Source organism: Nocardioides sp. (assembly GCF_964228225.1).
Lineage (GTDB): Bacteria > Actinomycetota > Actinomycetes > Propionibacteriales > Nocardioidaceae > Nocardioides.
The window spans coordinates 53414-76078 of sequence record NZ_CAXQZB010000042.1; the positions used below are offsets into that span (position 1 = coordinate 53414).

At 75.0% G+C, this 22665-nt stretch carries 23 protein-coding genes; 15 read left to right on the forward strand and 8 right to left on the reverse strand.

All coding sequences use genetic code 11. The features are described from left to right. A complete protein-coding gene (locus ACERUJ_RS09355) occupies nt 1–210 on the forward strand; it encodes a hypothetical protein (RefSeq protein ID WP_370248248.1) in 210 nt (69 codons plus the stop codon). Continuing rightward, on the forward strand, nt 207–500 hold the full coding sequence (locus ACERUJ_RS09360; RefSeq protein ID WP_370248249.1) for a hypothetical protein: 294 nt from the start codon (nt 207–209) through the stop codon (nt 498–500). Before ACERUJ_RS09355 ends, ACERUJ_RS09360 begins: the two co-directional genes overlap by 4 nt. Here ACERUJ_RS09360 and ACERUJ_RS09365 read toward each other — a convergent pair. Beyond that, nucleotides 487–1680 (reverse strand): sorbosone dehydrogenase family protein, encoded by a 1194-nt coding sequence (locus ACERUJ_RS09365; protein ID WP_370248250.1) that lies wholly within the window; start codon nt 1678–1680, stop codon nt 487–489. The genes ACERUJ_RS09360 and ACERUJ_RS09365 overlap by 14 nt on opposite strands. Nucleotides 1681–2021: 341 nt before the next feature. On the opposite strand from ACERUJ_RS09365, the gene ACERUJ_RS09370 reads away from it, so the two are divergent. Then, nucleotides 2022–2480 (forward strand): GreA/GreB family elongation factor, encoded by a 459-nt coding sequence (locus ACERUJ_RS09370; RefSeq protein WP_370248251.1) that lies wholly within the window; start codon nt 2022–2024, stop codon nt 2478–2480. Nucleotides 2481–2569: 89 nt separating this feature from the next. On the opposite strand, the gene panB is transcribed toward ACERUJ_RS09370, so the two are convergent. After that, on the reverse strand, nt 2570–3445 hold the full coding sequence (gene panB, locus ACERUJ_RS09375; protein ID WP_370248252.1) for a 3-methyl-2-oxobutanoate hydroxymethyltransferase: 876 nt from the start codon (nt 3443–3445) through the stop codon (nt 2570–2572). A 94-nt stretch (nt 3446–3539) separates the two neighbouring features. Continuing rightward, nucleotides 3540–3962 (reverse strand): VOC family protein, encoded by a 423-nt coding sequence (locus tag ACERUJ_RS09380; RefSeq protein WP_370248253.1) that lies wholly within the window; start codon nt 3960–3962, stop codon nt 3540–3542. Between the two features lie 108 nt (nt 3963–4070). Here ACERUJ_RS09380 and ACERUJ_RS09385 point away from each other — a divergent pair, with 108 nt between their 5' ends. Next, on the forward strand, nt 4071–6140 hold the full coding sequence (locus tag ACERUJ_RS09385) for an NAD(+) synthase (protein ID WP_370248254.1): 2070 nt from the start codon (nt 4071–4073) through the stop codon (nt 6138–6140). Here the strand turns inward: ACERUJ_RS09385 and ACERUJ_RS09390 are convergent. Beyond that, nucleotides 6137–6835, reverse strand: a complete 699-nt coding sequence (locus ACERUJ_RS09390) for a response regulator transcription factor (protein WP_370248255.1) — start codon at nt 6833–6835, stop codon at nt 6137–6139. The genes ACERUJ_RS09385 and ACERUJ_RS09390 overlap by 4 nt on opposite strands. Continuing rightward, complete coding sequence (locus ACERUJ_RS09395) at nt 6832–8109, reverse strand: sensor histidine kinase (RefSeq protein ID WP_370248256.1); 1278 nt, start codon at nt 8107–8109, stop codon at nt 6832–6834. The genes ACERUJ_RS09390 and ACERUJ_RS09395 overlap by 4 nt, the downstream gene beginning before the upstream one ends. A gap of 144 nt (nt 8110–8253) precedes the next feature. Here ACERUJ_RS09395 and ACERUJ_RS09400 point away from each other — a divergent pair, with 144 nt between their 5' ends. From ACERUJ_RS09400 to ACERUJ_RS09415, 4 genes are all read left to right on the forward strand, one after another. After that, nucleotides 8254–8568: a hypothetical protein gene (locus ACERUJ_RS09400; protein ID WP_370248257.1), complete on the forward strand. Its 315-nt coding sequence runs from the start codon at nt 8254–8256 to the stop codon at nt 8566–8568. Then, nucleotides 8555–9955 (forward strand): cytochrome P450, encoded by a 1401-nt coding sequence (locus ACERUJ_RS09405; protein WP_370248258.1) that lies wholly within the window; start codon nt 8555–8557, stop codon nt 9953–9955. The genes ACERUJ_RS09400 and ACERUJ_RS09405 overlap by 14 nt, the downstream gene beginning before the upstream one ends. A 164-nt stretch (nt 9956–10119) precedes the next feature. Continuing rightward, nucleotides 10120–10494 carry a hypothetical protein gene (locus ACERUJ_RS09410; RefSeq protein WP_370248259.1) on the forward strand — a complete coding sequence of 125 codons (375 nt, stop codon included), beginning with the start codon at nt 10120–10122 and terminating at the stop codon, nt 10492–10494. Then, nucleotides 10491–10970 carry a hypothetical protein gene (locus ACERUJ_RS09415; protein WP_370248260.1) on the forward strand — a complete coding sequence of 160 codons (480 nt, stop codon included), beginning with the start codon at nt 10491–10493 and terminating at the stop codon, nt 10968–10970. Before ACERUJ_RS09410 ends, ACERUJ_RS09415 begins: the two co-directional genes overlap by 4 nt. Here the strand turns inward: ACERUJ_RS09415 and ACERUJ_RS09420 are convergent, their stop codons facing one another. Then, nucleotides 10971–12263 carry a sensor histidine kinase gene (locus ACERUJ_RS09420; protein ID WP_370248261.1) on the reverse strand — a complete coding sequence of 431 codons (1293 nt, stop codon included), beginning with the start codon at nt 12261–12263 and terminating at the stop codon, nt 10971–10973. It abuts the gene before it with no gap. After that, nucleotides 12260–12967, reverse strand: a complete 708-nt coding sequence (locus ACERUJ_RS09425; RefSeq protein WP_370248262.1) for a response regulator transcription factor — start codon at nt 12965–12967, stop codon at nt 12260–12262. The genes ACERUJ_RS09420 and ACERUJ_RS09425 overlap by 4 nt, the downstream gene beginning before the upstream one ends. Nucleotides 12968–13008: 41 nt before the next feature. Here ACERUJ_RS09425 and ACERUJ_RS09430 point away from each other — a divergent pair, with 41 nt between their 5' ends. From ACERUJ_RS09430 to ACERUJ_RS09450, 5 genes are all read left to right on the forward strand, one after another. After that, complete coding sequence (locus ACERUJ_RS09430) at nt 13009–13473, forward strand: hypothetical protein (RefSeq protein ID WP_370248263.1); 465 nt, start codon at nt 13009–13011, stop codon at nt 13471–13473. A 125-nt stretch (nt 13474–13598) separates the two neighbouring features. Beyond that, entirely contained in the window at nt 13599–14936 is a 1338-nt protein-coding gene (locus ACERUJ_RS09435) for a glutamine synthetase family protein (RefSeq protein WP_370248264.1), read from the forward strand. An 18-nt stretch (nt 14937–14954) separates the two neighbouring features. Continuing rightward, a complete protein-coding gene (locus ACERUJ_RS09440; RefSeq protein WP_370248265.1) occupies nt 14955–15689 on the forward strand; it encodes a type 1 glutamine amidotransferase in 735 nt (244 codons plus the stop codon). Then, nucleotides 15686–18685 (forward strand): bifunctional [glutamine synthetase] adenylyltransferase/[glutamine synthetase]-adenylyl-L-tyrosine phosphorylase, encoded by a 3000-nt coding sequence (locus tag ACERUJ_RS09445; RefSeq protein WP_370248266.1) that lies wholly within the window; start codon nt 15686–15688, stop codon nt 18683–18685. Before ACERUJ_RS09440 ends, ACERUJ_RS09445 begins: the two co-directional genes overlap by 4 nt. A gap of 248 nt (nt 18686–18933) precedes the next feature. Continuing rightward, nucleotides 18934–19317 carry an Hpt domain-containing protein gene (locus tag ACERUJ_RS09450; protein ID WP_370248267.1) on the forward strand — a complete coding sequence of 128 codons (384 nt, stop codon included), beginning with the start codon at nt 18934–18936 and terminating at the stop codon, nt 19315–19317. Between the two features lie 12 nt (nt 19318–19329). Here ACERUJ_RS09450 and ACERUJ_RS09455 read toward each other — a convergent pair whose 3' ends face one another. Next, nucleotides 19330–20067, reverse strand: coding sequence for a response regulator transcription factor (locus tag ACERUJ_RS09455; protein ID WP_370248268.1), 738 nt, complete (start codon nt 20065–20067; stop codon nt 19330–19332). Nucleotides 20068–20308: 241 nt separating this feature from the next. Here ACERUJ_RS09455 and ACERUJ_RS09460 point away from each other — a divergent pair, with 241 nt between their 5' ends. Both ACERUJ_RS09460 and ACERUJ_RS09465 read left to right on the forward strand, forming a co-directional pair. Next, nucleotides 20309–21319: a hypothetical protein gene (locus ACERUJ_RS09460; RefSeq protein ID WP_370248269.1), complete on the forward strand. Its 1011-nt coding sequence runs from the start codon at nt 20309–20311 to the stop codon at nt 21317–21319. Nucleotides 21320–22358: 1039 nt separating this feature from the next. Beyond that, nucleotides 22359–22665, forward strand: a 307-nt coding sequence (locus tag ACERUJ_RS09465; protein WP_370248270.1) for a hypothetical protein, incomplete at its 3' end; no start/stop codon positions are given.

The following is a 22665-nucleotide window of genomic DNA, read 5'->3' on the forward strand; positions in this document are numbered from 1 at the left end:
ATGCGCGCGACCAAGGGCGGCGAGCCCGAGCAGTACTGGTACTGCCTGACGCACGAGCGGGTGGAGGGCCGGGACGGCTGTCCCAACCGCGACCGGCTCGGGCCCTACGACGACGCCGCCAGCGCGGCGCGGGCCCTGGAGATCGCCGCCGAGCGGACCCGGGCCTGGGACCGTGAGGACGCCGATCCCGACGCCGACGGCAGCCCGTGAGGCAGCGTCGTCGCACCGCGCGGCCGCCGCGGCCCGACGGTGCGCCGTCGCCGTGGCCCTTCGCCGGTCTGGTGCTGATGGCCGGCTCGTTCTTCCTCCACGCCGCGAGCGTGACGGTGGCGCCGTGGTGGGCCGTGGTGCTGCTCCTGGTGCTGTGGGCCCTGGAGCTGCGGTTGTGCCTGCGCTGGTTCACGCCCCATCCGCGCCGGCTCGTGCCGGTGGCCCTGGGCGGGATGGTGCTGTGGTTCGCGGTGCTGGTCGGTGGTGCGGTGGCCTTCAGCTGGGGCTGACCGGGCTCACCCGCAGCAGCCGGCCGTCGCCCTCGCCGTCGGTGCAGACCAGCAGGTCGCCCCCCGGCAGGGCCCGGACCGTGCGCAGCCGACCGAAGCGGCCGTCCAGCGCGGGCGGCACGGTCTTGCCCAGGAACGCCCCGCGGGCGTCGAAGCGCAGCAGCACGACCTTCTCGGCCTTGAGCGTGGCGACGGCCAGCGCTCCGCTCCAGGCGCCCCAGCGGGAGCCGCGCACGAAGTCGGCGCCGGAGGTGGCCAGGGTCGGCACGCCGGTGCTCCACCGGGCGCCGACCTGCGGGCCCGGCAGGCTGCGGTCGGTCATCGGCACCGACTCGTTGTAGCCGGGCACCGGGTTCCAGCCGTAGTCGCCGCCGGGGCGCAGCTTGTTGACCTCGTCGTCGCGGTCGGGGCCGTGCTCCACCGACCACAGCGTGCCGTCCTCGCGCTGGGCCAGACCCTGCACGTTGCGGTGGCCGTAGGTGTGGACGTAGCGCCGGTTCGGGTTGCTGCTGCCGATGAACGGGTTGGTGGCCCACGGCTTGCCGGTGCGCGGGTCCAGGCGCAGCGTCTTGCCGCCCAGGGAGTCCTTGTCGCGGGGGTTGCGGCCCTGCGCGGCGTCGCCGGTGCCCACGATCAGCGCACCGTTCTCCGCGATCAGCAGGCGGCAGCCGCCGTGACGTCCGGTGGTGGTGGGGAAGCCCGAGACGAGCGGTCCGACCAGGCGCGCACGGGTGGCGTCGGCCGACAGCGTCCAGGCGTTGACCCGGACGTCGTGGCCGCCGCCCTCCGCGGCCCCGCGCCGCCAGCCGCTGCAGGTGTAGAAGCGTCGGTTCTCGGCGAAGTCGGTGTCCAGCGCCAGCCCCATCAGGCCGGTCTCGCCCTCGGCCCAGATCCGGCGGGTCGGGAACGCGACGGTGGTGCGCTGCGTGCCGCGCACGACGCTGAGCCGGGCGGGGTTGCGCTCGGTCATCAGCAGGGCGCCGTCGGGCATCGCGACGACGTCCCAGGCGTGGCTCAGCCCCGAGGCCAGGGTGCGCACCCGCAGGGCGGGTGGTGCGGCCCGGTCGACGGCGGCCGTCGGGGCCGCGGCATCGGCTCCGGCGGTGTCGGCGGTGACGAGCGGGGCCGAGACGAGCGGCACCCCGAGAGCGAGGACGGCGAGAGCCAGACGCGTGCGCATACCCCCGACCCTAATCGCGTGGACGCGGCGTGTGAATCGCCTCACGCGACGGCCTGCTCGGTCCCTCGGCGGGAGTCGCCTGGCCCGGATCGGGGGTCCGAGTTCGACCGATCGGGTGACGCGCGGGCTCCGAATCCCGCGGGAGAGTCCTCCCGGACGCTCCGCCCGCGTCCCGGGGCCCACCGGCCCCGGCACGCACGCAACCTGAACGGAACCGCTCCGAGCCTGAGAATTCCCCGAGATTCCTGGCGTTCGGGAAGGTACCGGCCGATTCAGGGGTTCAACCTCCATCACCACGGGTAACGCCCCGGCACCGACCCCATGCGAGAAGGACACCAGCCATGACCGCTCCCACCACCGCAGCCGCCCACCCCGACCGGCTCCAGCTCCTCGAGTCCCGCCTCGTCGCCCTGCGCGCCGAGCGCGACCAGACCCTCGCCGAGACCCGGGCCGAGGCCGTGGGCGACATCGTCGACCGCGCCACCAACGTCGAGGCCAGCATCCGGCTGCAGTTGCTCGAGGAGCGCATCCACGTGCTCCAGGACGAGATCGACCTCGCCCGCTCCCACCCGCACATCGACGGCGTCGTGTCGGTGGGCGACACCGTGGTGGTCGACCTCGGCGACGGTCCGGAGACCTACGTCGTCGGCTCGGTCGAGGAGGCCGTGGCCGGCATCGACACCGTCACCCCGGCCAGCCCGCTGGGCCGCGCGATCGTCGGCGCCCCCGTGGGTGCCACGATCCGCTACTCGCCGCGCCCCGGCCTGGAGCTCTCGGCCACCATCCTCTCGGCCGCCTGAGGCGCCTGCGTCACCTGACGCCCGACGCGCCCCCACCGTGATCCGGGGGTGGCGCGTCTGCGTTTCGCGGAGCCCGTGGGCGGCGGAGGTCAGAAGGTGTGCTCGGGGCCCGGGAAGGTGCCGGCCTTCACGTCGGCACCGTAGGCGCGGGCGGCGTCCAGCAGCACGCCGCGGACGTCGGCGTACTGCTTGACGAAGCGGGGCAGCCGGCCCTGGCGCAGCCCGAAGGCGTCCTGCCAGACCAGCACCTGCCCGTCGCACCCGACGCCGGCGCCGATCCCGATGGTGGGGATCGTGAGCTCGGCGGTGACCCGGGCGGCGGTGTCGCCGGGGACCATCTCCATCACCACCGCGAACGCACCCGCCTCCTGCACGGCGCGGGCATCGGCCATCACGCGCTCGGCGGCGTCCCCGCGTCCCTGCACCCGGTAGCCGCCCAGCACGTGCTCGGACTGCGGGGTGAACCCGATGTGGGCCATCACCGGGATGCCGCCGCGCACGAGCGCCGCGATCTGCGGGGCCATCTCGACCCCGCCCTCCAGCTTGACGCAGTGCGCCCCGCCCTCCTTCATGAAGCGCACGGCGGTGAGGTAGGCCTGCTCGGGGGAGGCCTGGTAGGACCCGAACGGCAGGTCGCCCACCACGATCGCGCGGCGCGCGCTGCCGGCCACCGCGCGGGTGAGCGGCAGCAGCTCCTCGACCGTGATCGGCAGGGAGGTCGCGTGTCCGTAGACGTTGTTGCTGGCGCTGTCGCCGACCAGCAGGACCTCCACCCCGGCCTCGTCGAAGATCTCGGCGGTGTACTGGTCGTAGGCGGTGAGCATGGAGAAACGCTCGCCGCGCTCCTTCATCTCCTGCAGGTGATGGGTGCGCAGGCGCTTGGGGCCGCTCGGGCCGGGGGCGGGTGCGCCGGTGCCGTAGGGCGCCGGCTCCTCGGGCGTGCTGGACGAGGTGGATGTGGTCATGGACCCCTCCGATGGTGACTCGCGGCCTCCGAGTGAGGTCCACGGACCCGCTCAGCCTAGGACGGTCGGGTCGCCGCGGTCGCTGTGGTGACCGTCACGCCGTGCCGGCGATGTTGATCATCCAGTGGTGCCCCCAGCGGTCCTGCACCTGACCGAAGGAGTCACCCCACGGCGCCTGCTCCAGCGGCACCTCGACGGTGCCGTCCGCGGCGAGGGCCTCGTACCAGCCGCGCAGCCGCTCGGCGTCCTCACCCGACAGCGCGAGGAAGGTCTGGGTGCGATCACCCATCGGCGATCCGTCCATGCCGCCGGAGTCGGCGCCCATGAGGCTGATGGCGTCGTCGACCACGAGGGCGGCGTGCATGACGCGGCCGTGCTGGTCCTCGGGCAGGCCCATGCCGCCCATGTCGCCGAAGGTCATGAGCTGCAGCTCCCCGCCGAGGACGGAGGCGAAGTACCGCATCGCCTCCGCGGCGTCGCCGTCGAACTGGAGGTAGGGGGTGAGTCGGGTGGTCACAGGGCGCTCCTCGCGGTGGTGGCACCGCTCGGGCGAGCGGTGCGGTGACGGTACCGACCGCCGCCGACACCCGGATCCATCGCCGCCCGACGTCCCTAGACTCTCGACGTGGACTTCTACTCCGCCTACGCCCACGGCTTCGCGCGCGTCGCCGCCTGCACGGTGCCCGTCCGGGTCGCCGATCCGGCGGCCAACGCCGCCGCCACGGTCGCGGCGGCGCGGGCCTGCCACGACGACGCCGTCGCGGTGGCGGTCTTCCCCGAGCTCGGCCTCACCGGCTACGCCCTGGACGACCTGTTCCTCGCCGACCCCCTGCTGCGGGCCGCGGAGGACGCCCTGGCGCAGGTGGTCGCCGCCAGCGTCGACCTGGTGCCGGTCCTGGTCGTGGGCCTGCCGGTGGCCTGGCGGCACCGGGTCTACAACGTCGCGGCGGTGGTGCACCGCGGCACGCTGCTCGGGGTGGTTCCGAAGTCGGCACTGCCGACCTACCGCGAGTTCTACGAGCGCCGCTGGTTCGCGCCGGGCGACGACGTCGTGGGGGAGCGGCTGCGACTGGCGGGCCAGGAGGCGCCGTTCGGGGTGGACCTGCTCTGGGAGGCCACGGACGTGCCGGGTCTGGTGCTCGGGGTGGAGATCTGCGAGGACATGTGGATCCCCGTGCCGCCGAGCGCCCGGCTCGCGCTGGCCGGTGCCACCGTGCTGGTCAACCTGTCCGGCAGCCCGATCACGATCGCGCGCGCCGAGGACCGCCGACTGCTGGTGCGCAGCGCGAGCGCCCGCTGCCAGGCGGCCTACGTCTACGCCGCCGCCGGCGAGGGGGAGTCCACCACCGACCTGTCCTGGGACGGTCAGACGATGGTCTACGAGTGCGGCGACCTGCTCGCCGAGGGGGCCCGGTTCGCGGCCGGTGCGGTGCGCAGCGTCGCCGACGTCGACCTCGAGCGGATCCGGCAGGAGCGCGCGCGGCAGGGCACCTTCGACGACAACCGTCGTACGCTCGCCGCCGCCCTGCCCGGCGGCCTCGCCGGCGTGCGCCGGGTCCCGTTCACCCTGGCCCCGCCCGCCGGCGACGTCGGCCTGCGCCGGCCGCTGCGGCGCTACCCGTTCGTGCCCGACGACGCCGTGCGGCTGGCCCAGGACTGCTACGAGGCCTACTCCATCCAGGTCGCCGGGCTCGAGCAGCGGCTGCGGGCCCTGACCACCGACACCTGGGCGCCGAAGGCCGTGATCGGGGTCAGCGGCGGCCTGGACTCCACCCACGCGCTGTTGGTGGCGGCCCGGGCCATGGACCGGCTCGGGCGCCCGCGCACCGACATCCACGCGATCACGATGCCGGGGTTCGCCACCGGCTCGCTCAGCACCGAGCTCGCCACCCGGCTGGCACAGGCGCTGGGCGTGCGCATCGAGACCCTCGACATCCGTCCGGCGGCGCAGCAGATGCTGCGCGACCTGGACCACCCCAGCGCCGACGGCGCGCCGGTGTACGACGTCACCTTCGAGAACGTGCAGGCCGGCCTGCGCTACGCCTACCTGTTCCGGATCGCCAACCACCGCGGCGGGCTGGTGGTCGGCACCGGCGACCTCTCCGAGCTCGCGCTCGGGTGGTGCACCTACGGGGTCGGTGACCAGATGTCGCACTACAACGTCAACGCCGGGGTGCCGAAGACCCTCATCCAGCACCTGATCCGCTGGGTGATCGCCTCCGGCGAGCTCGACGACGGCGAGGCCCACGCCGTGCTGGAGGAGATCCTCGCCCGCGAGATCACCCCCGAGCTGGTGCCGACCGTGGCCGGCGCCGCGCCGCAGCGCACCGAGGACTCCGTGGGGCCCTACGCCCGGCAGGACTTCACGCTCTACCACGTGCTGCGCCGCGGGGCGGCGCCGAGCCGGATCGCCTTCCTGGCCTGGCACGCCTGGCACGACGCCGCCGCGGGGGAGTGGCCGCCGGGGTTCCGCGAGGACGACCGGGTGGCCTACGACCTGCCCGAGATCCGGCGCTGGCTGGAGGTGTTCGTGCGGCGCTTCTTCGCCTCACAGTTCAAGCGTTCGGCGCTGCCCAACGGCCCCAAGGTCACCCCCGGCGGCACGATGTCGCCGCGCGGCGACTGGCGGATGCCCTCCGACGCCTCGCCCGCCGCCTGGCTGCAGGACCTCGCGCGGGTGCCGGACGGCGGCTAGCGGGGTCGCACGAGGCCGTGGTCGAAGGCGAAGACCACCGCGGCCGCGCGGTCGCGCAGTCCCAGCTTGGTGAAGATCCGCCCGATGTGGCTCTTCACCGTCAGCTCGGAGATGTGCAGGGTGGCGGCGATCTCGGCGTTCGTGGCGCCGCGCCCGATCTGCTCCAGCACCTCCCGCTCGCGGGCGGTGAGGTCGGCCAGGGCGGCGCCGTCGTCGGTGGTGGCGGGCGAGGGCGCGGCGCGGTAGCCGCGCAGCACCCGCTCGGTGACCGCCGGGTCCAGCCAGGCCTGTCCGGCGGCCACCGTGCGCACCGCCCGGATGACGTCCTCGGCGGGGGAGTCCTTGAGCACGAAGCCCGCCGCACCCGCCCGCAGGGCGCCGGCGATGAGCTCGTCGTCGTCGAAGGTGGTGAGCACGAGCACCGGTGGCGCCTCGGGGTCGGCGGCGAGCAGGGCGGTGGCGGTGATGCCGTCCGTGCGCCGCATCCGCAGGTCCATCACGACGACGTCGACGCCCTCGCCGCGCTCCGCGAGCGCGGCCAGCGCGGGGACGACCTCGTCGCCGTCCCCGCACTCGGCGACGATCTCGAAGCCGTCGCGGCGCCGCAGGATGCGGGTCAGCCCCGAGCGGACGAGCTCCTGGTCGTCCACGAGCACCACCCGCACGGCGTCGCCGGGCTCCGGCGCGCTGCTCATGCGCGCGCCCGGGCGGTCGTCAACGGGCAGGTCGCCTCCGAGAGCGGCACGAGCGCGACGACGCGCCACACGCCGCCGACGTGCTCGGTGTGGAGTCGGCCGCCGAGCTCCCGCAGCCGTTCGGTCATCCCGGGCAGGCCGCTGCCGCCCCGGTCGGCGACACGGTCGGCGGTCCGGTCGGCCGGATCGGGCATCGGGTTGGTGACCTCGAGTCGCACTCGGGTGCGCTCCACCCGCACCGCCACCGCTACGGGGGCGCCGGGCGCGTGACGCACGGCGTTGGTCAACGACTCCTGGGCCACCCGGTACAGCGCCAGGCCGCGACTGCCGCCGATCCGCCGCAGGTCGCCGTGGACGTCGAGCTCGACCTGGGCCCCGGCGGCGCGGACCTCGGCCACCAGGTCGGGCAGGTCGCCCGCGCCCGGCACCGGGCGGACCGGGCCGCCGGTGCGGTCGGTGGCGAGCAGGCCGACGGTGCGCCGGATGTCGGCCATGGCCTCCCGGCCGATCCGCTCGGCCTCGGTCAGCGCCTCCACGGCCTCGGCGCGGCTGGCGGCGTCGTCGTCCTCGGCCAGGGCCCGGCGCGCCCCGGTGACGTGCAGCATCGTGACGCTCAGGGAGTGGGCCACGAGGTCGTGGATCTCGCGCGCGACCCGCTGCCGCTCGGCCAGTGTCGCCCGCTCGGACTCCTCCCGCCGCGCGGCGGACTCCGCCGCCAGCGCCCGCATCTGCCAGCGCAGCATCGAGCCCATCGCCAGCCCGAACAGCAGCACCCCGGCCATCACGGCACGCTGCTCGTCGGTCGGGTCGGCCACGAGCAGGTCGACCGCCAGGGCCAGCACGACCACGGCGGCACCCCGGCGCACGCCGTCGGCCGCCGTCACCTCGGCCACCACGACGGCCAGGGCCGCCGCCAGCAGGTCCAGGCCCGTGGCGGGCGGATCGCCGAGCGCCATCAGCAGCGCCACCCCGGCCAGGACCGAACCGGCCTCCCACCAGGTCGAGATCCACACCGGCGAGACCAGGTGGGCGACGCTGGGGGCCAGGGCGAGCAGCAGCGCGATCCACGCCGGGCCCACCGGCCACAGCACGTCGCGCTGGGCGGCCCCCGCCGCGGTCGCGGCCAGCAGGCCCACGGTCGCCAGGGTCGGGATCCACCAGGCGTAGCGCAGACCGTGGCGCTCGCCCTTGGCCTCCACCCGCGCCGCGAGCGCGGCGAGCACGCGGGCGGGCCGGCGCACGGCCGGGCTGAACGGGGGTGAGAGGGGTGCCACCCCGCCAGGGTAGGGGTGTGCGCGGGCGCCGGGCATCGTGCTGCGGGACCGCGTGCCCGGCACGCCGACTCCTCCCGTGGGAGGAGTCGGGAACCCCACCGTCGACCGATGTGGCGGGTGCGGGGACCTTCCTAGGCTGAGGCCATGACCTGGCAGCAGACCCACCGCCGCGAGGAGCGCGTGCGCTCCGTCGAGGCCGCCCTCGCCCACGACCCCCGCGCCGTCGTCGTCTGGACCGAGGACGACGCCGACCTGTTCGGCGACGTCACCGGCCTGCGCCGCTTCCTCCGCCACCGGTGGGAGCTGCGGCTGGCCCGCGACGTGCGGCACGACCCCGAGCCGCCGCGCCAGCACCCCGCGCTGCGCGCGGCCACCCTCGGGCTCGCCGTGCTCGACGCCCACCCCGAGCGGGTCGGGGTCCCCTCCGGGAGCCGCGGGAGCCTCGATGTCGCCTGCTGAGCGCACCGCCGCCGGACCCACCCGCACCGCGTGGAACACCCCGCTGGCCGCTCCGGTCGGCCGGGCGCGCGGCGCGCTGCGCTGGGGTGTCAGCTACGGGCTCACCCGCCGCGGCATGGCCCGGGCGGCCGCCGCCGGCGACGCCGTCGCACGGCTGGAGTCCGACCGTGCCCGCCAGCTGTCCCCGCACGCCGACCTCGACGCGCTGCGGGCGCGCGGGCCGGTGGTGCCCGGGGCGCTGGTGTGGGCCTCGGCCTCCCACGAGGCCGTCACCACGATCCTGCGCAGCGACGCGTTCGTCACCGCCGGGGGGCGCGACGAGCTGCCGGGCCCCCTGGGGCGCGTGTACCAGCGCCTGGTCGACCCGTGGTCGGCCAGCGTCGTCGACCCGCCGTCGATGCTGGCGGTGGACGGCGAGCAGCACGCCCGCTACCGCCGGCTGGTGTCGCGGGCGTTCAGCGCCAAGGCGGTGATGGCGCTGGAGGGGCGCATCGAGGAGCGGTGCGAGCAGCTGCTCGACCGCCTCACCGACGAGGCGCGGCAGCGGCCGGGGGGCCTGACCGACCTCGTGGACCGCTACGCGGCCCAGCTGCCCGTCGCGGTGATCGCCGACATCCTCGGCGTGCCGGAGTCGATGCACGACTCGCTGCTCGAGTGGGGCAACGGCGCGGCCCACATGCTCGACCCCGCGCTGTCGTGGCGCGACTACCGGGCGGCCGAGCGCGGCATGCGCGCGCTGCACGTCTGGTTCGACCAGCACCTGGACGACCTGCGTCGGGCGCCCGGTGAGGACCTGCTCAGCTCGCTGGTGACCGTGGCCGACGCCGGCGACCGCCTGACGCCCTACGAGCTGCGGATGACCGGCCTGCTCGTGCTCGGCGCCGGGTTCGAGACCACGGTGAACCTCATCGGCAACGCCGTCGCGCTGCTCGACGCCCACCCCGACCAGCGCGACGACCTCGTGGCGGGTCGCGCGTCGTGGGCCACCGCGGTGGACGAGGTGCTGCGCTACGACGCGCCGGTGCAGAACACCTTCCGCATCGCCGCGCGCGCCACCGAGGTGGTGGGTGTCGACCTGCCCGAGGGAGCGGGCGTGATCCTGCACCTGGCCGGGGCGAACCGGGACCCGCAGGTCTTCGAGGACCCCCACCGCTTCGACGTGCGGCGCGCGAACGCCGGCGCCCACCTGGCGTTCTCCTCCGGCGCCCACTTCTGCCTCGGTGCCGCGCTGGCCCGCCGCGAGGGCGAGGTCGCGCTGCGTGCGCTCTACGCCCGCTTCCCCGACCTGGCGGTGGCCGGCCCGGGCGAGCGGCGCCCGACCCGGGTGCTGCGCGGCTTCGAGCACCTCCCGGTGCGCCTCGGCACCCCGGCGGTGGTCCCGGCCTGAGCGTCGTCACCAGCAGAATGCACCGGTTCCGACTCGGAACCGGTGCATTCTGCTGGTGACGACGTTCCACGTCGGGCACGGCAGGGCCGGGGGAGGCGAACCTTAGCCTCGCCTTCACCTTCGGCTCGCGTGGCCTTAGGGCCGTCCCGGCGAGAGTCGGGGACATGAAGACCCGCACCAGCATCCTGATCGGCGGCACCCTCGTGGCCGCCCTGGTCGTCGGGGGTGGCACCGCCTGGGCCGTCCTCGACGACCACGACGCCCTGTCCCAGCGCGGCACCTGCGACGCCCTCGTCTACGACCTCGGCGTCGAGACCGAGGACGGCGTGCGCGAGCTCGACTACGAGCTGCAGACAACCGAGCCCGGCCGGGCGTGGGAGCTGCGCGTCCTGGCCGGCGACGTCGTCGTGCTCGAGGGCGAGCGCACGACCGACCCCGACGGCGAGATCGACCTCGACGTCGCCGTGCCCGAGGCCGCCACCTACGTCGTGGAGAGCTCGCTCGCGGGCACCACGTGCGTCGCCGAGCTGCGCCGATGAGCCCGTCCGTCCACCCCACCACCGCCAGCACCGCCATCAGCACCACCACCACCATCGAGGAGAACCCCATGTCCCGTCCGTCCGTCCGCCGCGCCCTCGCCACCCGCCTCACCGCCGTCACGGTGGGCACCGCCGCCCTCGCCGCCCCGCTGGTGCTGCTCAGCAGCCCCGCGGCCCACGCCGACGTCGAGCGCGGCGGGGTCTGCGGTGTGGGCACCTACGACTTCTCGGTGGACCGGGAGGGCCGCGGGTTCGAGATCGGGGTGGACCTGGACTTCGTGCCGGCGGGCTCCACCTGGCGCGTGCAGGTGTTCCACGAGGGCAAGCGCGTGGTGAACACCGTGCGCCGCGCCGACCGCGAGGGCGACCTCGAGGTGGACGCCTACCGCGCGAACACCGCGGGCAAGGACACCTTCCGCTTCCGCGCCACGCGGGTGGGCGGCGCCTCGTGCGGCGCCACCATCACCGTGCGCTGATCACCCTGCGGCGGGGCGCCCGAGGGTCACGGTCCCGCCGAGCTCCTCGGCGGTACGTCGCACGATCGCGAGCCCCAGCCCGGTCGAGCCCGCGCCGGAGCGGCCGCGGCGGGTGGGGTCGACGACGTCGGGGGCGAAGCCGGGGCCGCCGTCGGCCACGGTGAGGACCGGGACGCCGTCGCGCGACTCCACCCGCACCAGGCCGGCGGCGTCCTCGGGGGTGTGGGTGAACAGGTTGTCGAGCAGCACGTCGACCAGCGCGGCGAGGTCGGCCGGCGTCGTCGCCACCGGGGCGGTCGCCACCGCGACCTCGAGGTCGAGCACCCGGCCCTGGTCCTCGGCCAGGGCCGACCAGTACGCCACCCGCTCGCGCACCACCGCGACGGCGTCAGCGCGTGGCACCAGGCCCTCCCGCTCGACCCGGCGCGCCTCGCGGACGACGGCGTCCACCTCGGCCTGCAGGGCGTCGAGGTCGGCGTCGAGCCGGTCGCGCTCGGCGGGGTCCTCGAGCGCGGCGACCCGCAGCCGCAGGGCGGTGACCGGGGTGCGCAGGCGGTGGGAGAGGTCGGCCAGGCCGGCGCGCTCGCGCTCGAGCAGGGTCTCGATGCGCCCGACCAGTCGGTGCACGGCCTCCCCGAGGTCGCGCACCTCCTCCGGACCGTCGGGCGGCGGGGGAGCGGCGGCCACCGACTCGCCGGTGCCGAGCGTGCGGGCGTAGCCCGCGAGCCGGGAGACCGGGGTGACGAACGAACGGCCGAGCCGGTCGGCCAGCACGAGCGCCCCGAGCAGCAGCACCAGGGCCAGGGCGCCGAGCAGCAGCCAGGCCCGCACGAGCGGACCCTGCAGGCCGGGGGTGCGCACCAGCACGCGCACGACCGGCGTCTGCTCCGGGGCGGCGCTGCTGGGGCCGAGCGAGACCGGGACGAGCAGCACCGTGCCGCCGGCGACGTCGTCGAGCCGGGCCGTGCCGGTGCTGCGGGCGTGGGCGATGCGGGCCCGCTCCTCGGGACCGGCGTCCGGGCCGACGTCGGGGCCGATCACGGTGCCGTCGGGGTAGAGCACCGAGGTGACCGCGGTGTCGTCGAGTGCGTTGACCGCCTCAACGTACGCCGCCACGGCGCCGAGGTTGTCGCCCGCCGAGACCACCGTCTCGGTGGCCTGCACCTCCAGCGCCGCACGGGTGAGCCGGTCCTCCAGCGCGTAGCTGCGCAGCAGCACGGCCAGCGGCACGACCAGCGCCAGCAGCACCATGCTCACCGCGGCGGCGACGGTGAGGATGAGGCGACGTCTCACGCGTCGGCGTCCGGTCCGGGGGCCGACAGACGCACGCCGACCCCGCGCACGGTGTGGAGGTAGCGGGGCGCGGCGGCGTTCTCGCCGAGCTTGCGGCGCAGCCAGGACAGGTGCACGTCCACGGTCTTGTCCGACCCGCCCCACGGCTGCTGCCAGACCTCCACCAGCAGCTCGCGCTTGGTGACGACCTCGTCGGGGCGCTCGGCGAGGTGGCGCAGCAGGTCGAACTCGCGCGGGCTCAGCTCCAGCTCGACGTCGTCGAGGCTCGCGCGGCGCCCCGCGACGTCGAGCCGCAGCCCGCCCACCTCCACCACCGTGCGGGCGCCGCCGCGCCCGCGCGCGCCGTCCATGCGCCGCAGCACGGCGCGGATCCGGGCCTCCACCTGCACCGGGGTGAAGGGCTTGGTGACGTAGTCGTCGGCGCCGCCGTCGAGGCAGCGCACGAGGGTGGCGTCGTCGTCGCGCGCGGTGGCCACGATCACGGGGACGTCGCTCACCGCGCGCAGCATCGAGAGCAGCTGCACGCCGTCGAGGTCGGGCAGGCCGAGGTCGAGCAGCACCAGGTCGGGGCGGGTGTCGACCGCGCGCTGCAGGCCGTCGAGCCCCCGCGACACCGAGTCCACCGCGTGTCCGCGCTCGCTGAGCGCCCGCACCAGCAGGGGCCGGATGCGGGGGTCGTCCTCGATCACGAGCACCTGCGCCACGTCGCCGACCCTACGGGGGTGGCCCTGGCAGGATCGGGGACATGGGCGGACCGGTGCGCACGGCGGTGTCCCGGGCGGCGGCCTGGGCGGTCGCGGCGACCCTCGCCGTGGTCACCGGACTCGCCGTGGTCGCCCAGGTCGGCGCCTCGGTGCGGGCCCGCGGCGCCCTCACCGCCGACGAGGACGCCGTGCGCCAGGTGCAGGCCGCCCGCGCCGGCCAGGTGCGCGTCGATCCCGACGCCCCGCGCACGGCCCGCGACTTCAGCGGCGCCTACGGCCGGTTCCGGGTGGTGTGCGCCGGCGCGGCGGCGATCGGCGAGACGGCGGTGGCCGCCGCCGACTGGCGGGTCGTCTCCTACGAGCCCGGACCCGACGACGACGTCGACGCGGTGTTCGCCTCCGGCCGCCGCTCGGTGGAGCTGGAGGTCTTCTGCCTCGACGGCGTGCCCACCGTCTCCGACCGCGAGGTCAAGACGCTGCCCTCGGGGACCCGTCGGGCCGGCTGATCCAGGGCAGGCCGGCACGCCGGACGCACGCCGGCGGCCCGCGACATCGCCGGGACCGGCGTCACCACCGTCGATCTCGCCACCTCCGCGGAGGACGGTGGCTGAACCGCCGATAGGGTGCGGCCATGGGCAAGCAGGAAGACTTCGTGCTCCGGGCGCTCGAGGAGCGCGACGTCCGCTTCGTGCGGCTGTGGTTCACCGACGTGCTCGGGTTCCTCAAGTCGGTGGCGGTGGCCCCGGCCGAGCTCGAGGGTGCCTTCGAGGAGGGCATCGGGTTCGACGGGTCTGCGATCGAGGGCTTCGCGCGGATCTACGAGTCCGACATGCTCGCCAAGCCCGACCCCACGACCTTCCAGATCCTGCCGTGGCGCCAGCAGGGGCCCAGCACGGCGCGGATGTTCTGCGACATCGAGATGCCCGACGGCTCGCCGTCCTACGCCGACCCGCGCCACGTGCTCAAGCGCACCCTGGGCAAGGCGGCCGAGCGCGGGTTCACCTTCTACACCCACCCCGAGATCGAGTTCTACCTGTTCAAGGACGCCCCCGAGCCGGGTGAGGTGCCGGTGCCGGTGGACCGCAGCGGCTACTTCGACCACACCGCGCAGTCGATGGGCGCCGACTTCCGGCGCGAGGCCATCACGATGCTGGAGTCGATGGGCATCTCGGTGGAGTTCAGCCACCACGAGGCCGGTCCCGGTCAGCAGGAGATCGACCTGCGCTACGCCGACGCGCTCTCCACTGCCGACAACATCATGACCTTCCGCACCGTCATCCGGGAGGTCGCGCTCAACCAGGGCATCTGGGCGTCCTTCATGCCCAAGCCGTTCACCGAACACCCCGGGTCGGGCATGCACACCCACGTCTCGCTCTTCGAGGGCGACCAGAACGCCTTCTACGAGCCGGGCGCGGAGTACCAGCTGAGCCAGACCGGACGCCGCTTCATCGCCGGTGTCCTGCACCACGCGCCCGAGATCAGCATCGTCACCAACCAGTGGGTCAACTCCTACAAGCGGATGCTCATGGGCGGCGAGGCGCCCTCCTACGTCTGCTGGGGCCACAACAACCGCTCGGCGATGATCCGGGTGCCGATGTACAAGCCCAACAAGGGCCAGTCCACGCGCGTCGAGCTGCGCACCCTCGACCCCGCGTGCAACCCCTATCTCTCCTTCGCCGCGGTGCTGGCCGCCGGTCTCAAGGGTGTGGAGGAGGGCTACGAACTGCCGCGCGAAGCCGAGGACGACGTGTGGACGCTCTCCGAGCGCGAGCGCAAGAGCCTGGGCATCGACCCGCTGCCGAAGAACCTCAACGAGGCGATCGCGGTGGCCGAGACCTCCGAGCTGCTCGCCGAGACCCTCGGGGAGAGCGTGTTCGAGTTCCTGCTCCGCAACAAGCGCGCCGAGTGGGACGAGTACCGCGGGCAGGTGTCGGCCTTCGAGCGCGACCAGATGCTCCCGGTCATCTAGGACCGCGGGGGAGCGCCGGTGCGCGAGCCACGGGTGCTGGTCGTCCAGCACGAGGACGGCTGCCCGCCCGGCCTGCTCGGCGACTGGCTCGTCGAGGCCGGGACGGTGCTCGACGTGCTCGCCGCCGACCGGGCGGGGGCGGCCGGGGTGCCGCGCGACCTCGCGCAGGCCGGGGCTGACGCGCTGATCGTGCTCGGCGGCCAGATGGGCGCCGGGGACGACGACGTCGCGCCCTGGTTGCCGGCGGTGCGCGACCTGCTGCGCACGACGGTCGCCGCGGGCGCCCCGGTGCTGGGCGTGTGCCTGGGGCACCAGCTGCTGGCCGCCGCGCTGGGCGGCCGGGTGGCGCGCGCCGCCGCGGTGCGTGCCGGCCTGCAGCCGGTGGGCTGGACCCCCGAGGCGGCGACGGACCCGCTGGTGGGACCGGTGCTGGCCGCCGACCCCGACGCGCCGGCGTTCCACTGGAACCGCGACGTCGTGGTGGAGCCCGCGCCGGGCACCGTCGTGCTGGCGCGCACCGCCGACGGCGCACCGCAGGTGGTGCGGGTCGGCCCGCAGGCCTGGGGCATCCAGGCCCACCCCGAGGTCGACGCCGCCATCGTGGCCGGCTGGGAGGCCGAGGCCGCCGGGGCGGGGGAGCCGGTGTCGGCCCCCGCGCTCGCCGCGCAGGTGGCGGCCGCGCAGGACCGCCTCGTGCGGGCCTGGCGCCCCCTGGCCGGTGCCTTCGCCGACCGGGTGCGGGCCGCGACGTGAGCCGGGTCGCCACCACCAAGGGCCAGCTGCTGCGGTTGGGCTTCCAGGACACCGACGCCGCCGTCGCCCGGCTCGGCGACCTCGACGCCGCCGCCGAGCCGCTGGTCGCGCTGCTGGGACGCACCGCCGACCCCGACGCCGCCCTGGCCGCGCTGGTGCGGCTGCGCGACGCGTGCGAGGAACGGCTCGGCGACGTGCGCGGCGCCGACCTGCTCGCCGCCGTCGTCGACGACGAGGGCACCGCGATGCGGCTGCTGCGCGTGCTCGGGGCCAGCGAGGCGCTGGCCGAGCACCTGTGCCGCCACCCCGCGCAGTGGCGCGAGCTCACCGATCCCACCCTCGGCTCCACCCGGCCGGCGGCGTACGCCGTGCGGGCGGGGCTGCTCACCGCCGTCGGTGCCGACCCGACCGCCGACGTTCCGGTCGCGACCCTGCCGGACGCCGAGGCGGTGGACGCGCTGCGGGTGGAGTACCGCCGGGTGCTGCTGCGGCTCGCCGCCCGCGACCTGGCCCACGCCCTGGCCGTCGACGACGCCGCCGCCGAGCTCAGCGACCTCGCCGCCGGCACCCTCGACGCCGCGCTCGCCGTCGCCCGGCAGCGGGAGGGCGAGGCCGCGCAGGCCGTGCGGCTGGGCATCGTGGCGATGGGCAAGTGCGGCGCGCACGAGCTGAACTACGTCTCCGACGTCGACGTCATCTTCCTGCACGAGGCCGCCGACCCGGCGGCGTCGGACGACCCGGCCGTGCTGCGCACCGCGATCAAGCTGTGCAGCCACCTGATGCGCGTCTGCTCCGACGCCACCGCCGAGGGCACCATCTGGCCGGTGGACGCCAACCTGCGCCCCGAGGGCCGTCAGGGCCCGTTGACGCGCACGCTGGCCAGCCATCGCGCCTACTACGAGCGGTGGGCACGCCCGTGGGAGTTCCAGGCGCTGCTCAAGGCGCGGGCGGTGGCCGGCGACCGGGCGCTCGGGGCGGCGTTCTGCGCCATGACCGCCCCGATGGTGTGGACCGCCGCCGACCGCGACGGGTTCGTGGCCGACACCCAGGCGATGCGGCGCCGCGTCCTGGACCACCTGCCCGCCAAGGAGGCGCCGCGCCAGCTGAAGCTGGGCGAGGGTGGACTGCGCGACGTCGAGTTCGCCGTGCAGCTGCTCCAGCTGGTGCACGGGCGCACCGACGAGTCGCTGCGCGTGCCCACGACGCTCTCGGCGCTGGCCGAGCTCACCCGCGGCGGCTACGTCGGCCGCGAGGACGGCGAGGCGCTGCACCGCGCCTACGCCTTCCTGCGCACCCTGGAGCACCGGATGCAGGTGCACCGGCTGCGCCGGCTCGCGGTGGTGCCCGACGACCCCGCCACGCTGCGGCGGCTGGGCCGCAGCCTGGGGTTCGAGAAGGACCCCGAGGCCGGGCTGGAGCAGGAGTGGCAGCGCCAGCGGCGCGAGGTGCGGCGCCTGCACGAGAAGCTCTTCTACCGCCCGCTGCTCACCGCCGTCTCCCTCGTGCCGGGGGAGCAGGCGCGGCTCTCCTCCGAGGCCGCGCTGGACCGGCTCACCGCCCTGGGCTACGCCGACGCCGGCGCTGCGCTGCGCAACCTCGAGGCGCTGAGCAGCGGGGTCAGCCGTCGGGCCGCGGTGCAGCGCGCCCTCCTGCCGGCGATGCTCGGCTGGTTCGCCGAGGGCGCCGACCCCGACGCCGGACTGTTCGGCTTCCGCCGGCTCAGCGAGGCGCTCGGCACGACCCCGTGGTACCTGCGCACCCTGCGCGACGAGGGCGAGGTCGCCGCCCGGCTCGCCCACCTGCTGGCGACCTCGCGCTACGTCACCGACCTGCTCGAGCGCGAACCCGCCGGGGTGCGGATGCTGGGGGAGGACCTCGCTCCGCGCAGCGCCGAGACACTGACCGAGGAGATGAACGCCTCCGCCGGACGGCAGGACGACCTCGACAAGGCCGTGCGCGCCATCCGGGCCGTCCGGCGCCGCGAGCTGCTGCGCATCGGTGCCGGCGACGTGCAGGGCGACATCGACGTCGCCGAGGTGGGCGTGGCCCTCTCACGCCTCACCGACGCCACCCTGGAGGCCACGCTGGCCGCCGTCGTGCGCGGTCTGGTGCGTCGCCGCGGTCTCGACGCGGCCCCGACGAAGCTGGCCGTCGTGGCGATGGGCCGCTACGGCGGCTTCGAGCTGTCCTACGGCAGCGACGCCGACGTGATGTTCGTGCACCAGCCCGAGCCGGACGTCGACCCGCACACCGCGAGCCAGTTCGCGACCCTGGTGGCCAACGAGATGCGGCAGCTGCTCGGGAGCCCCGGCTCCGATCCCGCGCTCGCACTGGACGCCGACCTGCGCCCCGAGGGCCGGCAGGGGGCGCTCGTGCGCACGCTGGACTCCTACGCCGCCTACTACGCCAAGTGGTCGCTGGTGTGGGAGGCGCAGGCGCTGCTGCGCGCCGACGCCGTCGTCGGCGATCCGGGGGTGCGGGAACGGTTCACCGCGCTCATCGACCCGCTGCGCTACCCCGCCGGCGGTCTCGGTGAGGACGACGTGCGCGAGGTGCGGCGCATCAAGGCGCGGGTGGACGCCGAGCGGATGCCGGCCGGTGCCGACCCCCGGCTGCACCTCAAGCTCGGGCCCGGGGGACTGGCCGACATCGAGTGGACCGTGCAGCTGCTGCAGATGCGTCACGCCCACGCCGTGCCCGGCCTGCGCAGCCCCGCCACCCTGCCCGCCCTCGCGGCGGCGGTGGCCGCCGGCCTGCTCGACGCCGACGACGCCACGGCGCTGGAGACCGGGTGGCGTCAGGCCAGCCGGGTGCGCAACGCCGTCACGCTGGCCACCGGGAAGGGCGGCGACCAGATGCCGCGCGACGCGCGGGCCCGCGCCGCCGTGGCCCGGATCCTCGGCTATCCGCCCGGAGCGACGGAGGAGATGGTCAACGACCACCTGCGGATCAGCCGACGGGCGCGCACGGTCGTGGACCGGGTCTTCTGGGAGTGACCCGCCACGCCGAGCGTTCCCAGCAGGGTGCTTGCTCTGCTAGCGTCGCCGGCGCGTGGGTTGCGCCCGGGTCCCCCCTGCGGGCGCAGCCCACGTCCACGTCCGGCGGCCGCAGCAGGGCGTGAATACCCCCGGGGGTGTTTGAGGGAATCTTGAGCAGGTCTGATGCTCGCCGCGCGGACTTTCCTCCCCAGGGGTGGGAATGCTGGGGTTCGACCACACCGGTCGGTCTCGGGGGGAGGAACAGGATGCGGGTCTTCGATCCCGCCGTCCTACGGCGGCTGACGGAGGACGGCGGCGAGCGCGCCAGCCGCGGCTTCGTGCTGACCTACCGCCGCCTGCTCCCCACCCGGCTGCGCCGTCTCGCGGCGGCGCTCGGCGTCGCCGGCGGGGCCGGTCCGGTCCCCCCCGACCTCGAGCAGGCGCGCGACGCGGCCCTGAGCCTGTCGGCCGCGTCGAGCATGCTGGGGCTGCGCGAGCTCGCCGACCTCGCCCACCGGCTCGCCGACGCCGCCCGCGACGGCGACCTCGACGTCGTCCGACGGCTCTGGCCCGGCATCGCGCCCGCGGCCACGCGCGCGGACCGTGCGCTGGCTCTGCACCGCGCCCGCGCCGACGCCGCGGCGTCCTGACCCGGCCGGGGCTCAGGCCTCCAGCGACTCCATGCGGTAGCCCACCCCGCGCACGGTGCGGATGAACCCCGGCTTCTCCGAGGGGTCGCCCAGCTTGCGGCGCAGGTTGCCGATGTGGACCTCGACCAGGTGGGTGTCGCTGGCCCACTCCGTGCCCCACACCGAGCGCAACAGCGCCTCGCGGGTCCAGACCCGCGCGGGGGTGCGCATCAGCTCGGTGAGCAGGTCGAACTCGGTGCGGGTGAGCGAGAGCTCCTCGGCGCCGCGGAACGCGCGGCGCCCGTCGACGTCGACCCGCAGCGGGCCGTGCTCCAGCACCTCGTGGTCGGGCACCGGCGCCGTCGGCGCGGGGCCGGCGCCGACCCCGACGCCGCGGCGCGGCCGGCGGAACAGGGCGTTGACGCGGGCCTTGAGCTCGCGGACGCTGAACGGCTTGGACAGGAAGTCGTCGGCACCGGTCTCGAGGCCCAGCAGGCGGTCGATCTCGTCGTCGCGGGCGGTGATCATCACGACGTACACGTCGGAGAGCTCGCGGATCCGGCGACACGTCTCGATCCCGTCGATGCCGGGCAGGCCGAGGTCGAGGGTCACCAGATCGGGGTCGAAGGTGCGCACCAGTTCCACGGCCTCCAGGCCGCTCTCGGTCGCACGCACGTCGAAGCCCTGGGTTCCGAGAGTGAACTCGATGAGAGAGCGGATGTCCTCGTCGTCCTCGACGACGAGTGCACGTCGGTCATCTTGCTGGGTCACGTCCCGCATCCTGCCAGAACCGGTGGGTCGCCGGAGGGGGACGCACGCGGTGGGATGAGAGTCCTCTCACGCCGACCGCGGGGGTCCGTGCCCGGCGGGAGGCGTGGATGAGAAAGCCTTCATCCGGCCGCCATCGGGGTTGCGCTCCTCTCAGGATGGACCCGTCCCGGCCGACTGGAGCCGGGAGAACCCCCACCGGGCCGGCGCCAGGCCGGACCGGCGAAGGCCCAGGAGGACCTCGATGAACCCGTACTTCCGGCTGGCGACCGCCGCCACCGCCTCCGCGGTCGTGATGGCGCTCGCGACCAGCCTCCCCGCCCAGGCCGCGGGTCGCGACCGCGACCGCGACGGCATGCCCGACCGCTGGGAGGCCCGCCACGGTCTCGCCGTCGGCAAGAACGACGCCCGCAAGGACCGTGACCGCGACGGCCTGAAGAACCTGGCCGAGTACCGCGCCGGCACCGACCCCCGGGTGCAGGACTCCGACCGCGACGGCATGGACGACGGCGACGAGGCCAAGGACGGTCGCCGCAGCACCGACCCGACCGTCACCGACACCGACGACGACGGCGTCGTGGACGGCGACGAGGACGCCGACGCCGACGGCGTCGACAACGAGGACGAGGACGACGCGGTCGAGAACTGCGCCTCCGACGACATCGACAGCGACGACGACAACGTCGCCAACGAGGACGAGAACGAGCTCGGCATCAGCCCCCGCCGTGCCGACACCGACGGCGACGGGGTTCCCGACGGCGAGGAGGTCGTCGTGGACGACGGCGTCGCCAACGAGGACCTCGACGACAGCTCCTCCGACGTCTGCGCCGACGACTCCGACGGCGACGGCGAGTCCGACGAGGACCACGGCGACTACCTCGGCACCATCGCCTCCTTCGACGACGCCTCCGGCCTGCTCACCATCGCCCTGGAGAACGGCGACAGCCTCGCCGTGACCGTCACCGACGAGACCGAGATCGAGTTCGAGGGTGCGGAGGACGACTGCCGCGACCGCGAGGACGACGACCGGCCCGCCCTGCGCCACGGCGACGACGACAACGACGACGAGGGTGACGACGACCACGGCCACGGTGGGCCCGGCGGCGGTCACCACGGCGACGACGACCACGACGGCTCCGACGAGGTCGAGGGCACGACGGCCGACCTGACCCCGGGCACGCTCGTGGCCGAGGTCAAGCTCGCCCGCGACGGCACCCTGCGCGAGATCGAGCTCTACCTGCCCACGCAGGCCTGAGCCCCCCACGCGCGCACCGCCCCCGGTCCCGCCTCCGTCCCTCATGTGGACGCGGCACCGGGGGTCGGTCCGCCCGGGTGGTGTGTGACTGACTGGGGAGCCGGTCCCACGCCACCCACGGCGCCCGTGACCCGCCTCGTGCGGGCCGCGGGCGCCGTCTTCGTGTGCGCACCGGTGATGGTGCGGTGCCGACCGGTGCTGGTTGTTCGCCGCCACGACAGGCGCTGGCGACAACGGGTTGTGGGCGCCCGGGAAGACGGTGACCACCGCGGGCCGATCTGTGCGGTGCCGTCTGCTGCTGGTTGCTCGCCGTGACGAAAGGCGCCGGCGACGAGAGGCCCGCGGGTACCCACTGCCGCCTGTCGGGTGCGGATCGGGCGCCGTGGGGGAGGGCACGGTCGTCGAGGAGCGAGCCCTGGCGAGCGTCACGAGGCGCCCGCACCCGACAGACCGCCTCGGGCCGGTGCCGTCTGCCGGCTTGCTGCGTCTCCTCGACGAACGTGGGGGGACGGGGCGGGCGTCGCGAGGCGCCCGCACCTGAGAGACCGCCTTGGGCCGGCGCCGTCTGCCAGCTTGCTGCGTCTCCTCGACGACCGTGGGGGACGGCACGGTCGTCGAGGAGCGAGCCCTGGCGAGCGTCACGAGGCGCCCGCACCCGACAGACCGCCTCGGGCCGGTACGGTCTGCCGGCTCGCCGCGTCTCGCGACGGCGCCGGGGCGCCGCCTCGACGACCGTGGGGGACGGATCGGACGTCGTCACCTGCGGAACGTGCAGGAGCGGACCATCGGGTCCGCGGCGCTGTCTGCACATTCCGCTGGTGACGACGGAAAGACGGTGACCCACCGCAGGCCATTCGTGGCGGTGCCGTCTGCTGCTGGTTGCTGGCGGTGACGAAAGGCGCTGGCGACGAGGGGCCGTGGTCGCGCGCTGTCGCCTGTTGGGTGCGGGGCGGTGTCAGCCGGGAAACCCAGCCTGAAAGATGCTCTGACCTGTGGATTCGCCCTGTTGTTCGAACGCATGTTCGAGTAGAATCAGAGCATGCCCACCTCCCTCCACGAGAACGACGCCGACACCGCGCCTCCGGTCGCCGATGCGCGCGCTCTGACCGGGTTGAAGGAGCTGGCCAGGGACGCCGAATCCGCGGAGCGGCGGTTCTTCATCGGCGCCGCGGAGTTCGCGGTCGCGCACCCCATCGTCGTCTGGGCCCGGGCCGATGAGGAGCCCGAGACGATCGAGGAGGTCGCGGGGATCGATGAGTCCGCGGTGGCGGAGTTCGCCTGCGCGACCGGCCGCACGTACCAGTCGGGTCTGGGGTACCTGTCGGCGGCGAAGGAGTGCGCCACCC